Raw genomic sequence first — 14,136 nt, forward strand, 5'->3', positions numbered from 1 at the left:
CTAACAACTAATAAAAGAAGAACAACACATTTCGAAGAACTATACTTTCTCACAGTAATCCCCCTATACAAATACAAAAATTAAAAAGGCCATAACAAGAATATGCTATGGCCTTCTGTCTCAACGGGTTCTATTCTGATAAGCCCTAAATTCTGTCTGTCTGTCTGTCTGTCTGTCTGCGCAAACCGAATACCAAAGCCACCCTCCCCTAAAAGCTTTTAATATTTAGCTCAAAACGTAACAGAGGACAAGATAATTGTCAAGATGTCAAATTTTTTACCACCTCCCTTCACCCAACCCTTACCTCATCCCCTCGTTCTCTCAAATTCATGATCTATGATTCATAACCTTTTTCGCCTTTTGAAACAGCTTTTCCATCCTTGCGGTCTCATCCGCAATCTCTTTTAATGTCTTTGCGAGCTCATTTTCACCCATAGCCTCTGCCTTCCCAGCCCATTCAGTGTAGGTCTTTGCATGCTCAGTATTATGTTGCATCCAGTGTTCAAGGAGCTTCTTTAATTTTTCCAAATCTGTCATTTCGCAGATAACCTCCCTCCCCCTCGCCCCCTCCCCTTGCCCGCCCCGCTTCGCGGAACGAGGCCGGGGAGGGAGGGGGATGGGGGAGGGGTGATTTTCATTGTCCTCTGTCTCCTCCGACGCATCATATACATTTATGTGTTCATGTTCATGCCCTCCGAAGTGGCTGTGCTCATGAACATACCAGCAGTGCCTGTGGGTATGCCTGTGTATGAGGTTTGCATCAAGAAGGGCTTCGGTATTTTTTATTACTTCCCATGGCTTACCCTCAAGCAGAACCCTGTGGTCCTCGCCGAGGACAATGGTTCTGTCTGATATGTCCTCGATAATGCCCAGGTCATGAGTCGCCACAATTATTGTCTTGCCAGCTTTTCTGAGGGCATTTATTAAGTCAATAACTTCAACCTGGCTCCTCGGGTCAAGGCCTGTTGTAGGCTCATCAAGAAGCATTACATCAGGGTTTATGCTCAAACATGTGCCAATGGCAACCTTCTTCATCTCCCCTCCGCTCAGGTTCCAGGGGCATCTCTCTCTCAGGTGCTCGATACCGAGTAGCCGAAGAACATCCTCAGCCCTTTTTCTTGCTTCATCGCCACTCAGGCCGAGTTGTATTGGACCGAAACAGAGGTCATCCCATACACTCAGTGAAAAGAGTTGTACCTGAGGATTCTGAAACAAAAGTGAGACCCTCTGCCTGAACTCATGCAGAAATCCATTATTTAAATCCCTGCCAAATATTTTTATGCTTCCTGATTCAGGCATCAGGAGACCGTCAAGCAGATAAAGGAGTGTTGATTTGCCTGAGCCGTTAGTGCCGACAATAGTCAGGCTCTCTCCATCGTTAACAGAAAATGAAATTCCATCAAGGGCATTCTTGCCATCTTTGTATGTGTAAGACAGCCTGTCTACATTAAAGACTTCCAAAGCATAGCCCCCATAAATATTACGCTGAAGATAAGCCACAGAATGTCGTGTGTCGTGAGTCGTGAGTCGTGAGTTGAAACTCCGAACTCCGAACTCTTAACTCCAAACTTATAGCCCCTCGACTCCATTGCCTTTTCAAGGTCCTGGCTTAATCTAAGGCTGAGGGAAAAAAGGATACCCATCCTCGATGCAACCCACCTCTGTCCAATCAGTGACGAGTGACGAGTGACGAGTGACGAGATATTTCTTGACCTGAAGCCCATTATGAACTGTTCGACCTTCTTCACAAGAAAGAAGATGTATCTATAGCTTATAGAGACTATGGATTTCAATGCCCCTGGCATAAAAGATGAGACTGACTTCATAAGCCTGTTTGGTGGTGTTGTCAGGGTCAAAAGAAAGACTATAGAGACAGATGCAACAACCCTCAAAAATAGAGTTAATGCACTGAGTAACCCCTGTCTTGTTATTGATAGTTCTGCTGGAATGGTTATCGGGCCGAGGCTGTAAGTTTTTTCAAATGTATATAGCGTTAACAGTGATTCACCCTTCACAATTATATTCAACATTGCAGGCATGGCTATGAATGCTGTAAATAAAACAGCAGGAAAGAGCCTCTTCAATAAAAGAAAGACAGGTACTCTGGATGTAAAGGCCATAAAAAGGGAGATGGCCAGAAATAAGGCAATACCCTCTATAGACCTCTGAAAACTCAGCATAACGATAAACAGCAGCAGGCTGACTATCTTTAACCTCGGTTCAACCCTCTGTAAAAAACCCTTCCTAAAGGAGACCCTTTCATTGAACATAATGTCTTCGGTAAATGAGACAATATGGCGGAGAGTTTTATCGAGAAACCTTTCCTTCGGTCTTTTAAATAACGCGCTTTTCTCTTTACTTGTCACTTGTAACTTGTCACTTGTCACTGTCCTGAGCCACTCAGGAATTTCCATTCTTCCTCGCAGAAATTTTCCCTATGAGCATTGATATTCCTATAACCAGAGCAGCGCCTATTATCCCAGAAAATATATAGCCTATGTATGACTTAAGTCCTTTGTCCCAACCTGAAAACGCATAATCAGGAATCGGAGCTTTCCAGAGTTCCGACAGTTTTTTAAGTCCGTGTGGAACATATCCTGCAATCTTTTCAATCTCATCCATGCCCCATTCACCCCATGCGCCCCCTGCCTTAAAAAGTTCCGGGATAATCAACCCAAGCGGTGCAAGCAGTATCAATATCCCAATCCCAATCCAGAGTTTCTTATACCTTGAACTTTTAACTTTGAACTTTGAACTTTCCATTGTTACCCCCTTATCAGCTCTGGATGTGACTTCTGAATATACAGAAGCACAAGCACAGTAACCAATGCCTCAACAATTCCAAAAAGAAATATATGCTCTAACATTATTGCAGGTATAGCGATGCTCAAAGGGAATGGGCTATAGAGCGGCCTTCCATCGGCACCTACATGGAGTAGCGGTTGAATACCCAGTTCAACGGCAGTAAGAAAGGCAGCAAGGTTTATCCCTATATATGCGCCTATGCCTGCTCCTATTAAGTGACGAGTGACGAGTGACGAGTTTTTTTAACATCTAACCCTTGACCCTTGACCCTCGACCCTGAAGTTAGCCTATAAATCCCATATCCCACAAGCGCTTCTGCAAATGCAATATTGAAGCAATTGGCACCAATTGCTGTTATCCCTCCATCACCAAATATGAGTGCCTGAATGACAAGGGCAATGGAGACAGAAATTATTGCAGGCCAGGGCCCTAACAATATTGCAATTAAAGTTGCACCTGTTGCATGACCTGTTGTGCCGCCTGGTACTGGCACATTGAACATCATGATAACGAAACTAAAGGCCGAGCAAAGGGCAAGGAGTGGAACCTGAGATGCCTTTAGTGTCTCTTTTATCTTTTTAGATGCATAAATCCATACAGGCACAATTGCAGCCCATAGTCCGCCATATGTTATCGGCCCCAGATATCCATCAGGTATATGCACTTAAAACCTCCATTAATGATTTGACACAGTTAGAGATTTATCTCTAAACGGGGTAAAGTGGAAATAAAAAAGCCACAAAGACTTTTTTCAAGACCTGCTGGCCTTTATTAAAGCCTTCATGGCTATTGTTTCTACAGAAAAATATCACACGACAAAACAGTCTGTCAAGGCAATTCTCAAATGTTGTTTAAATCTATGTAAAAAAAGATTGTAAAAGTTGACTATTATATGCTATAAACGAGAGCAAACAAAAGGAGGAATTAATGAAAAAACTATTAGTAGTGATGGTCGTAATGAATGTTGTTATATTTGCCTCTGGATGCGCCCCAAAAAAGGAAGAACCAGTTGTCCTTGCTGTTGTCAATGATACAAAGATCACAAAAGAGGAATTTCTATCTGAGATGGAGGCCCTGCCTGATTTTGCCAGAGGCATGTTTGAAAATAAAGAGGGCAAAGAGCGATTTCTCGATGAGATGATAAAGAGAGAGATCCTCTATCAGGAGGCAAAAAAGAAAGGGCTCGAAAAAGATAAAGATTTTCAGAAAAAACTTGAAGAGTTTAAAAAGATTAATCTCGTGAGTATGATACTCAAAACAGAAATACAGGACAAGGTGAAGGTGGATGAAAAGGACATCAAGGATTTTTTCGAAAAACACTCTGAGGAGTTTAAGGCCAGAGTAGAAGTTAGGGCAAGCCATATCCTTGTGAAGACCGAAGATGAAGCAAAAAAGTTACTTGAGAAAATTAAAAAGGGTGAAAATTTTGCAAAGCTCGCAAAGGAATTCTCTCTTGATGCAGAATCCGCAAAAAATGGAGGCGATGTGGGATTTTTTAGCAAGGGCCAGATGATACCTGAATTTGAGAAGGCTGCCTTTGCCCTCAAAGCAGGTGAAGTGAGTAGCCCTGTTAAGACCCAGTTTGGCTATCACCTTATAAAGGTGACGGACAGGAAAACAGGCAAGGCCGTTGAATTTGAACAGGTAAAGGGTGTGATCGAAAGACGCTTAACAGCAGAACGGCAGAAGAGCCTTTTTGACTCTTACATAGAAGGTCTCAAAAAAACAAGCAAGATAACCGTGAAGAAGGAAGCACTTGAGGCCTTAATGCAGGAGCAAAAGACACCAGAACAAAAAGATAAACCACAGGGGCAATCTAAAGGGAAACCTTAAGGCCTTACCCTGTATTCACAGGCAGTATCACCGCTTCCCATACAGGCTGTTCTATCGACATTGGCACGGAGAAGCTCCCTGTACAGGTATATTTCATAAGTGCATGCCTCCTGGTAATTCTGGGCAAGTTTATAAATAGGGCAGTTATGCTGCACAATCCTGAAGCTATCAGGAAGTTTTTCAAGTTCTGTAAAATAACCTTCTTCGTTAAGAAGCCCCACGAGGGTATTGACTCTTTCAGAAAGGGGCATACCCACCAAAAGTGCCTCTTTTGATTTCAACAACCGCCGCATCCTCCACTGGAATAATTTATCAACTTTCTCTCGGCCATCGTGCTTTTCTATGTCATTAAGGAGCCCCTGGGCAAAGTTGAAATATGCCCTGGGAAAAAGGTCGTCAGCCTTTTCTGTAAGCTGATAAAGAAAGCCCGGCCTTCCAATACCATGTTTTTTGGTTATATAACCTACAAAACCGCGTTTTTCAAGTGATATTAAATGTTGTCTTATACCCATGGGGGTTATGTTTATTGCCCTGCTAAGCTCATCAATAGAAAGTGCACCTTTTTTTTTAAGGAGTGATAGGATCTGCCTTCTTGTAGGATTTTCCTCTAATATAACTTCCATAATACAGATTAAAACTAACACATCCTTAAACCTTTGTAAATATTTAAATAAAATACTATTATTTTCTTGACAGTGTGGGAAAATAATAGTATTTTCTATTCGTAGTAAGCGAAAGCCAGCCCTGCTTATTAAAACCTTTATGCCTGGATTTGGGTAAAAGCAACATGATTTTTATTGCAGGCGGAACTGGATTTATAGGAAGTCACCTCTTTAACACCCTTATAGAAAAGGGTTTTAAGATAAAATGCCTTGCGAGGAATGCTGAGCGTGCTCAGCTCTGTAGGGCAAGGGGTGCTGAAGTAGCTATAGGTGATATTACTGATGCAAAGTCACTCAAAGGCGTGCTCAATGGCTGTAATACAGTCATACATCTTGTTGGAATAATAGAGGAAAAAGGCCCCCTCACCTTTCAGTCTGTCCATGTTGATGGTACTCAGAATCTTGTCAATGAAGCAATCAGGGCAGGAGTAAAGCATTTCTTTTATCAGAGCGCCCTCGGTGCGGACATAAATTCCTGGGCCAGGTATCATAAAACCAAGGCTGAGGCAGAAGAGATAGTCAGAGACAGCGGAATTTCCTATACTATTTTCAGGCCATCTCTAATAATTGGCCCTGAGGATGGATTTACACAGAAGATCAGAGAAATAATCAAAAAAAGCCCTGTGATACCAATTCCAGGGGCAGGGACATCTAAATTTCAGCCTATATTTGTTGGAGACTGGGTCAGGTGTTTCTTGAAAATCCTGGATAACCCTGATTCTATTAATAAGACCTACGAGTTTGGCGGGCCAGAGCATCTGACTTACAACGAGATGGTTTTAGAAATTCTTGACTCTATGAAAATTAAAAAATCTCTTGTTCACGTGCCTTCAGTTTTTGCGAAATTCGGCGTATGGATGGCAGAGAAACTTCTCCCATCACCTCCTGCAACAGTAGAACAGCTAAGACTCCTTGAAAAGGACAATATAACTGACATCGGAAGTGTAAGGAAAAACTTCGGTTTTGAGCCAATAAAATTCAAAGAGGCTTTAAAGAACTTCATAACACCTGAGGAAAGGGGATAAGTAAACGAATGGGGCTTGAGCGGGTCTAATAAAGTAAGAAGTAAGAACTGAGAAGTAAGAAGTAGAAAGTGAAAACCTATTTTCTATAATAGAAAGGAGATATATAAAATGAAAGCTCTACTAAAAATTATCTGTCTTTCTCTGCTCCTTACAGGATGCGTTACCCACGTCACACCAGAAGGGACATACATAGAACCCCTTCCAGCCCTTATAATAATAGGGCCGCCTGTTGTTGTAGCTCCCCCGCCTCATATTGTTGTTCAACCTCTTCCACCAGTAGTTGTGGTTCCTGAAAGGCATGTATATTTCTATGGTGCTACCTATTATTACTACTGGGACGGTGTATGGTTTTATAGCGAGAGGGAAAGGGGGCCGTGGCATAGACTTCCGAAGAGGTGTTATCCACCGCGGTACAGGCACTACAGGAGATAGTTATTCAACTATCCTGTTTTTTTCATCAAGCCTTACAATCTTTGGGGTAAAGGCCGCAAGTTCATCTTCGGTGTAGTACTCATAACAGAACACAATAATCTTATCCCCTGTTATGCCTTTTCTTGCTGTTGGGCCGTTAAGGCAGATAACCCCTGAGTTCTTTTCTCCAGGGATAACATAGGTTTCAAACCTCTCACCGTTATTGAGATTGCTGACCATAACCTGCTCATATGGTTTGATGTTAGCAGCATTCAGTATTGCCTCATCAACAGTAAGGCTTCCTTCATAGGCGAGGTTTGAGTCTGTAACTGTAGCCATATGTATCTTTGCCCTGAGCATGCACCTTAACATAACAGCACCCAGTGACAAGTGATACACCTCGGAAGTTCAGAAACTCGGAAGTTCGGAAGTTTGGAAGTCTTTTTTCTCTTCTGCACTTCTGCACTTCTGCACTTCTGCTCTTCTGCTCTATTTATCATTCTATTATCTTCGGCACCCTGTAAAAATCATCTGTTTTATCCGGAGCGTTTTGAAGGGCTTTATCCTTATGGAGCGACGGCCTTAATTCGTCTTCTCTGAAGACATTTTTTACTGGCAGGACATGAGATGTAGGCTCTATTGAGGCGGTATCAAGTTCGTTGAGTTTTCCCATGTATTCAATAATACTGCCGAGCTGTCTTGAAAAAAGTCTTTTTTCCTCATCTGTAAGTTTGAGCCTCGCAAGTATAGCAATATGCTCAATATCGATGTGCTCTTTTACCATTATACCCTCTCAAGATGCGCAAGCTTGAGTGAAAGCCTTTTTACACCAACCGACGAGAAGTTTACCATTACCTTGGGGTCATTTGTCTCTCCGTAAAAATCCCTGATAACGCCAACACCCCATTTTGGGTGTTTAACCCTTGCCCCGACAGCAAAGGGAGAGGATTGCGTAAAATCCTCTGGAGTTTTAACAGCTTTGCTAAGGGATACTGTCCGGGGCCTCCTCTCAAAACAACGACAATACTCCGCAGGTATGTCCATGATAAATCTGGATGGCTCCTGTTCCTGTATAGCCGCATACAGCCTCCTCGTTTTTGACCCTGTAAGTACAAGTATATCCTTTGCCCTTGTCATGCCCACATAAAAAAGCCTGCGTTCCTCCTGAAGCTCCTCAGGATTTTTAATTGCATGAAAATGCGGCAAAAGGCCTTCTTCAAGCCCGCCAATAAAGACCACAGGGAATTCAAGTCCTTTGGCGCTATGTAAAGTCATCAGGGTAACTGAATTGGACCTCTGCTCTTCATCCATGCCAGTAAAAAGGGCTGCAGTGTCCAGGAAGCTGTATAAATCTTTACCCTCTGCAGCGTTTAGAAGTTCCATAAGGTTCTCAGCACGTTCTTCCTCGACCCATTTGAGGTATCCTGTCTTTTCAAAAATCAAATCAAGGAGGTCTCTGACATTAATGTTTTGGTGGGAGATCAGGTCTTCTATGGTTTTAATGAAGTCTATGATTTTCTCTTTTAGGCTTGAAGCACTTCCATTGCCCTTTACAATAAGCTTCATGGCTTCAAAAAGCCCGATGTCCTTCTTTTTCGCCTCCTGCTCCAGTTTAGATAGTGTTACATCTCCAATACCCCTCGGCGGGCAATTTATAATTCTCCTGAGACTTACCGAATCTTGAGGATTGGCAATTACCTTCAGATAGGCTATGGCATCTTTTATTTCCTTTCTCTGGTAAAAACTGACCCCGCCAATTATGTGGTAAGGGATACCTTCAGACCTGAAGGTTTCCTCAAGAATCCTCGACTGGAGATTCACCCTGTAAAGAACGGCAAAATCGCTGAATGGATGTTTTCCTTTTAGATAAAACTCCCTGATGGCCCTCGCAATGTATCGCGCCTCTTCTGCCTCGTTGTCAGTAACGCAGTAATATACCTTTTCTCCATCACCCCTCTCTGTCCAGAGCTTTTTAGGTTTTCTCGACGGATTCTTGGCAATAACACCATCCGCAGCAGAGAGGACGTTCTGAGTTGACCTGTAGTTCTGCTCAAGCTTTACTATCCTGGCATCAGGAAAGTCCTTTTCAAATGAGAGAATATTTCTTACATCTGCACCCCTGAATCTATAGATGCTCTGGTCGTCATCTCCAACCACACACAGATTTTTTCTACCTTCTGCAAGGAGTTTTAAAAGCCTGTATTGGGCAGCATTTGTATCCTGAAATTCATCCACCAAAATGTGGGAAAACTCCTTATGATATTTTCCGAGGACATCCGGGCATGTCTCAAAAAGCCTCACAGTATGCATTATTAAATCATCAAAATCTAAGGCATTATTTCTTTTAAGTTTATCCTGATATTTGACGTATACCCTCGCAAGTTTTTCATCAAAGCCAAAACCATCCCCCTGCGCAATGAACTCGCCAGGGCCAATCAGGGATGCCTTGAGAGAACTAATCTTCGAGGCAATACCTCTGTACAGGGCTTCATGAATTCTAAATTCTTTAAGGATAGAACGTATAAGACTGCAAGAATCATCTTCGTCGTAGATTACAAAATCTCTGGTTAATCCCAACCCGGACCGCTCTATCTCTTTCCGCAGGATCCTGTTCGACAAGGCATGGAAAGTTCCTACCCATAGACCCTTTAAACTCTTACCCAGCAAATGCTCAATCCTGCCTTTCATTTCTTCTGCTGCCTTATTTGTAAAGGTCATTGCAAGAATAGAATACGGAGGAATATTAAGGGCCTTTGTAAAGTAGGCAAATTTATATGTGATAACCCTTGTCTTGCCGCTGCCAGCACCTGCAAAGATAAGGAGGGGTCCCTCAGCATAGAGAAGGGCTTCTCGCTGTTGAGGGTTGAGGTTTTTCAGCATTTCATCCTTATTCATATTACTTCCTGTATTTGGTTATTAACAGTCTTATAATTGTAACGACATATTTGTAAAATCCCTCCTAACCTCCCTTTTCCAAAGGGAGGGATAATACCCCTCTTTGGCAAAGAGGGGCAAGGGGAGATTTTCTAATCCATGTCAATTAAATTATGCGACCCTTAATAAGTTACCCAAAGAGATAAATAAATACTGCCCCTCATTAAACCTGTTTCTGACAGGCTCAAGAAATAGGGGCTACTTATCAAGCCTTTATGTTTGGATTTTGATTTTATTTTAACAATTTTTCATAAAAATTGACATGCTTATTCCACGGTTACGCTTTTAGCGAGATTCCTCGGCTGGTCAACATCGCACTCCCTGAGCACTGCTATATGGTAAGCCAGGAGCTGTAAAGGAATAGCAAACAACACAGGAATAAGGTACTGGTTCACGACCGGGACAAATATTGTACGGGAAGCTAAAGAAGAGACTGTTGTGTCTCCCTCAGTCGCAAAGGCTATTATCTTTCCACCCCTGCTTCTAACCTCTTCTATATTTGAAAGTACTTTCTCGTAAACTTTATCTCTGGGTGCAAGGACGAGCACAGGAAGTGAATCATCTATGAGGGCAATAGGGCCGTGTTTCATCTCCCCTGCCGGATAACCCTCTGCATGAATGTAGGAAATCTCCTTCAGTTTTAGAGCGCCTTCCAGTGCTACAGGATAGTTTATGCCCCTCCCGAGATAAAGAAAATCTTTCACCTTAAAAAACTCCCTGGCTATCTTTGCGACAGAATCATCGAGTGCAAGAGCTTTTTCTGCCTTTTCAGGCAGCTCAAGGAGCTCGGTAAGAAGAGCCTTTGCCATCTCTTTAGTAAACATTCCTTTTGCTTTCGCAACTGCAATTGCAAACAGATAAAGGCCAACGAGTTGGGAGACGAATGCCTTGGTTGAGGCAACTCCTATCTCCGGGCCTGAGTGAGTATAAAAGCAATAATCTGCCTCCCTCGCAGATGTGCTTCCAACTACATTGCATATACTCAGCACCTTTGCACCGAGCCTTTTTGCTTCTCTCTGTGCAGCAATGGTATCAGCCGTCTCTCCAGACTGGGTTATAACAACAACAAGGCTTCTATCAGAAAGTATCGGCTCTCTGTACCTGAACTCAGATGCAATATCAACTTCTGACGGCATTCTCGCTATACCTTCAAGCATGTACCTGCCGATAAGAGCCGCGTGCCACGATGTTCCGCATGCAACAAAAAAGACCCTGTCCAATTTCTGTAAATCCTCTGTCCGCATAGAAAACTCATCCAGATTTACCTCAGCATCTTCTATAGAAAACCTGCCTCTCACCGTGTCTGCCACCGCCCTCGGCTGCTCATAGATTTCTTTTAACATAAAGTGTCTGTATCCACCCTTCTCAGCCATGGCAGGGCTCCACGTTATATTGGTCACTTTTTTCTCAACAGACTCACCACTGATTTTAGAGATAAAAACTCCATCCGGCGTAATCACAGCCAATTCATTGTTATCCAGGATCATCATATTCCTCGTATAACTTAAAAAGGCAGGGATGTCTGAAGAGATAAAAAATTCTGACTCGCCCAGTCCCACAACGAGAGGACAATCTTTCTTCACTGCAATTATTTTGTCTGGCTCTTCTTCTCTTATAATGCCGAGGGCATAAGCACCCTTTACATCTTTAAGGGCCTCCCTGGTTGCTGTCTCAAGGTCAAGACCCTTATCTGTGTAACTACTTATTAAATGACACAAGACTTCTGTATCAGTGTCAGAGGCAAAGATATGGCCCTCAGCCCTGAGTTTATTTTTAAGCTCGAGATAGTTTTCTATGATGCCGTTATGGACAATAACAACCCCACCTGCCCTGTGAGGATGGGCATTCTCCTCTGTCGGCCTTCCGTGGGTTGCCCAGCGGGTATGGCCTATCCCTGCAAAGCCGCGCAGGTCATTGCCAGCAATGGAACCCTCGAGGTCTCTTATCTTGCCGGCGCAGCGTCTTACCTCTATCCTGCCATTTCTGAAAAAGGCAATCCCTGCTGAGTCATAACCCCTGTATTCCAATTTCCTGAGCCCATCGAGGAGGACAGGAATAGCATTCCTTTTACCTATATATCCGACAATGCCGCACATGTTAAACCAGTGACCAGTGACGAGTGACGGGTGACAAGTTAAAATAAAATCTTATACTATTTTTTCTCATTCCTCTTCACCTTTAAACTTTTAACTTTTAACTTCTTTTTGAGTGCCCAGCCTTTTATGTTTTCTTGCTTAGCCCTGCCTATTGCAAGAGCTCCCCGGGGCACGTCCTTTGTAATCGTAGAGCCGGCAGCAACATAAGCCCCCCTGCCTATCTTCACAGGAGCCACAAGCTGGCTATCGCTTCCAACAAAGACATCATCTTCAATCATAGTCAGATGTTTTTTTAGCCCATCATAATTGCATGTTATGGTTCCGGCTCCAATGTTTATATTCTTGCCAAGAATAGCATCCCCTATGTAACTCAGGTGCGATGTTTTTGAACCATTTCCTATCGTGGATTTTTTTATCTCCACAAAATTCCCGACTTTTACATTTTTCCCTATATTGCTGTGTGGTCTGAGGTGGGCAAAGGGCCCAACAGTTGAACCATCCCCTACAGTACTTTCCTCAATCAATGTATTATCTTTTATGATTACACCTCTGCCGATAACCGTGTCTACTATCCTCACGCCTGGATAAACAATGCTTCCCTCGCCTATGGATGTATTGCCTTCAAGATAAACATCTGGATAAATAATACTGTCCTTTCCTATTGAGACTTTATGATGAACAATTGACCTGCCCGGGTCGAGAAAGGTAACTCCCTTTCTCATCCACTCTGATACAATCCTCTTGTTTAAAACCTCTGCCACCTTTGAAAGTTCTTCCCTTGTATTTACCCCACGAAGCTCATCAGGGTCACATCTATACGCACCAATTTGTAAGCCTTTTCTATGGATGATACCAACAATGTCTGTCAAATAATATTCACCAGATGAATTGTTGGCTTCAAGCATATCGAGGTAATCCAGTACCTTCGGCTCCATAGCGTAAACACCACCGTTTAATTCATCAATGGTCTTCTGACTCCCCGCTGCTTCCTTATCCTCTACAATCGATACTACCTGGCCTTTATCGTCCCTTAAAATCCTGCCATACCCTGCAGCCTTCTCATCAACAAATGAAAGAAGGGACAATGCATTCTTTTCTATCCTATGTTTCCCTAAAAAGTTTTTTAATGTCCTGCCTGTTATTAATGGCGCATCGCCATTGAGCACAATAATTGTGCCCTGTTTAAACCTTCTTAAGGCATTCCCCGCAACAGCAAGTGCGTTTCCTGTGCCGAGAGGTTTTTCCTGGGTAACAAAGATTACAGATTTATCATTAATGGATTTTTTTACTTCTCTTTCCCCAAAACCAACCACAACGATTAACTTTTCAGGCTTTAAAGTCTTTACAGCATCAAGACAGTAAAGGAGCATCGGCCTTCCAAGAACTTCATGGAGAACCTTTGGCCTGATGGAGTTCATTCTCTTACCGAGGCCTGCTGCAAGGACAACAGCGCACAGGCTCCGGTCGATCTGTTTCCGACTCATCCTGAGGACTCCTTTAAATAGTCCGGCGTTGCAATGCCGCCTGAGAGGATTATCTTTATGCCTTCCTCTATAGTAAGGTCTGTATTGAAAACCTCATTTTCCTTGAACAGGACTATCTCGCCAAGATACAAATTATTGGTAGGGATATATATTGCCTTGAGACAAGTCTCAGCGTCTTTTGCAGGCCTCAGGCAGCATTCCTTTGTCAGAAAACCAAAGACGTAAGTCCCTGGCCTTGGATATTCAACAATCACAAATTTTTTAAAGGAGCTTTTACTTTCAGGTGAAAAGGCATCCACCAGTTGTTTTATGGCTGCATAGATGCCTTTAAAAACAGGGATATTTAGAAAAATCCTTTCTACAAAGGCCAGAATCTTTTTCCCAAATACATTTGTAGAGACAATACCAACGATAAATATCAGCACTACAGCAGAGATAAAACCAAGGCCCGCTATATGTCTGCCGAGAAGTTCATCGTAAAACTGGCCGAGAAGGCCATCGATGGTCTTAAAAAACCAGCCAATAACCAGGATGGTGATAATTACAGGGACTGAGACAAAGAGGCCTGCAATAAACTTGCGCTTGAAGGTCGCCCTTATTGATTCAACCATAAATTATATGATAAAGCTTTTTATCGTATTATTTCAATAAACAAAACACGGTGTGTCAAAGCAAAATAGAAATGTCCTATTCTTAGCAAAATAGAAATGTCCGGTTTTCATGTTTGTAATTCTTTCTGTTGATAACTGTTATGTTGTATCACTGGCTTAAACCTCCTCCATGGATGATTCATTGCAGGGATATGAGGCTTCTTCTTTTTGAAAATCAATATAATCGGTTTCTTCTGTTCTTTTTCAGGTCGTTCGGTTATTTCTCTATATCTTAA

13 protein-coding genes and 1 pseudogene are annotated in these 14,136 nt (G+C 42.7%); 3 read left to right on the forward strand and 11 right to left on the reverse strand.

All coding sequences use genetic code 11. The features are described 5' to 3' along the window. Window positions 1-327: 327 nt before the first annotated feature. The 4 genes and pseudogenes from HZC12_05015 to cbiM all read right to left on the reverse strand — a co-directional run bounded on the left by HZC12_05015 (window position 328) and on the right by cbiM (window position 3,469). On the reverse strand, window positions 328-1,461 hold the full coding sequence (locus HZC12_05015) for an ABC transporter ATP-binding protein (protein ID MBI5026088.1): 1,134 nt from the start codon (window positions 1,459-1,461) through the stop codon (window positions 328-330). After that, window positions 1,443-2,414, reverse strand: a complete 972-nt coding sequence (locus HZC12_05020; protein MBI5026089.1) for a hypothetical protein — start codon at window positions 2,412-2,414, stop codon at window positions 1,443-1,445. Before HZC12_05020 ends, HZC12_05015 begins: the two co-directional genes overlap by 19 nt. After that, window positions 2,401-2,763, reverse strand: coding sequence for a PDGLE domain-containing protein (locus HZC12_05025; GenBank protein ID MBI5026090.1), 363 nt, complete (start codon window positions 2,761-2,763; stop codon window positions 2,401-2,403). Before HZC12_05025 ends, HZC12_05020 begins: the two co-directional genes overlap by 14 nt. Window positions 2,764-2,765: 2 nt before the next feature. Then, window positions 2,766-3,469, reverse strand: a pseudogene (cbiM, locus tag HZC12_05030) (cobalt transporter CbiM). A gap of 263 nt (window positions 3,470-3,732) precedes the next feature. On the opposite strand from cbiM, the gene HZC12_05035 reads away from it, so the two are divergent. Next, window positions 3,733-4,638 carry a peptidylprolyl isomerase gene (locus tag HZC12_05035; protein MBI5026091.1) on the forward strand — a complete coding sequence of 302 codons (906 nt, stop codon included), beginning with the start codon at window positions 3,733-3,735 and terminating at the stop codon, window positions 4,636-4,638. On the opposite strand, the gene HZC12_05040 is transcribed toward HZC12_05035, so the two are convergent. Continuing rightward, window positions 4,635-5,261, reverse strand: coding sequence for a transcriptional regulator (locus HZC12_05040; protein MBI5026092.1), 627 nt, complete (start codon window positions 5,259-5,261; stop codon window positions 4,635-4,637). The two genes, HZC12_05035 and HZC12_05040, sit on opposite strands and share 4 nt — an antisense overlap. A gap of 149 nt (window positions 5,262-5,410) precedes the next feature. Between HZC12_05040 and HZC12_05045 the strand changes: the two genes are divergently transcribed. Together HZC12_05045 and HZC12_05050 are read left to right on the forward strand one after the other, a co-directional pair. Then, window positions 5,411-6,325: a complex I NDUFA9 subunit family protein gene (locus HZC12_05045; protein ID MBI5026093.1), complete on the forward strand. Its 915-nt coding sequence runs from the start codon at window positions 5,411-5,413 to the stop codon at window positions 6,323-6,325. 108 nt (window positions 6,326-6,433) lie between these two features. After that, window positions 6,434-6,757: a hypothetical protein gene (locus tag HZC12_05050; GenBank protein MBI5026094.1), complete on the forward strand. Its 324-nt coding sequence runs from the start codon at window positions 6,434-6,436 to the stop codon at window positions 6,755-6,757. Here HZC12_05050 and HZC12_05055 read toward each other — a convergent pair whose 3' ends face one another. The 6 genes from HZC12_05055 to HZC12_05080 all read right to left on the reverse strand — a co-directional run bounded on the left by HZC12_05055 (window position 6,758) and on the right by HZC12_05080 (window position 13,861). Beyond that, a complete protein-coding gene (locus tag HZC12_05055; GenBank protein ID MBI5026095.1) occupies window positions 6,758-7,108 on the reverse strand; it encodes an aspartate 1-decarboxylase in 351 nt (116 codons plus the stop codon). A gap of 124 nt (window positions 7,109-7,232) precedes the next feature. After that, the gene (gene gatC / locus HZC12_05060) at window positions 7,233-7,520 is read right to left on the reverse strand and encodes an Asp-tRNA(Asn)/Glu-tRNA(Gln) amidotransferase subunit GatC (GenBank protein ID MBI5026096.1); all 288 of its coding nucleotides are present in this window, start codon (window positions 7,518-7,520) and stop codon (window positions 7,233-7,235) included. Beyond that, window positions 7,520-9,631 (reverse strand): UvrD-helicase domain-containing protein, encoded by a 2,112-nt coding sequence (locus tag HZC12_05065; protein MBI5026097.1) that lies wholly within the window; start codon window positions 9,629-9,631, stop codon window positions 7,520-7,522. Before HZC12_05065 ends, gatC begins: the two co-directional genes overlap by 1 nt. A gap of 305 nt (window positions 9,632-9,936) precedes the next feature. Continuing rightward, window positions 9,937-11,766: a glutamine--fructose-6-phosphate transaminase (isomerizing) gene (gene glmS, locus HZC12_05070; GenBank protein MBI5026098.1), complete on the reverse strand. Its 1,830-nt coding sequence runs from the start codon at window positions 11,764-11,766 to the stop codon at window positions 9,937-9,939. Between the two features lie 56 nt (window positions 11,767-11,822). After that, window positions 11,823-13,250 carry a bifunctional UDP-N-acetylglucosamine diphosphorylase/glucosamine-1-phosphate N-acetyltransferase GlmU gene (glmU, locus tag HZC12_05075; protein MBI5026099.1) on the reverse strand — a complete coding sequence of 476 codons (1,428 nt, stop codon included), beginning with the start codon at window positions 13,248-13,250 and terminating at the stop codon, window positions 11,823-11,825. After that, window positions 13,247-13,861 (reverse strand): DUF502 domain-containing protein, encoded by a 615-nt coding sequence (locus HZC12_05080; protein ID MBI5026100.1) that lies wholly within the window; start codon window positions 13,859-13,861, stop codon window positions 13,247-13,249. The genes glmU and HZC12_05080 overlap by 4 nt, the downstream gene beginning before the upstream one ends. Window positions 13,862-14,136 lie beyond the last annotated feature (275 nt).

The organism is Nitrospirota bacterium (genome assembly GCA_016214385.1).
Classification (GTDB): domain Bacteria; phylum Nitrospirota; class Thermodesulfovibrionia; order UBA6902; family JACROP01; genus JACROP01.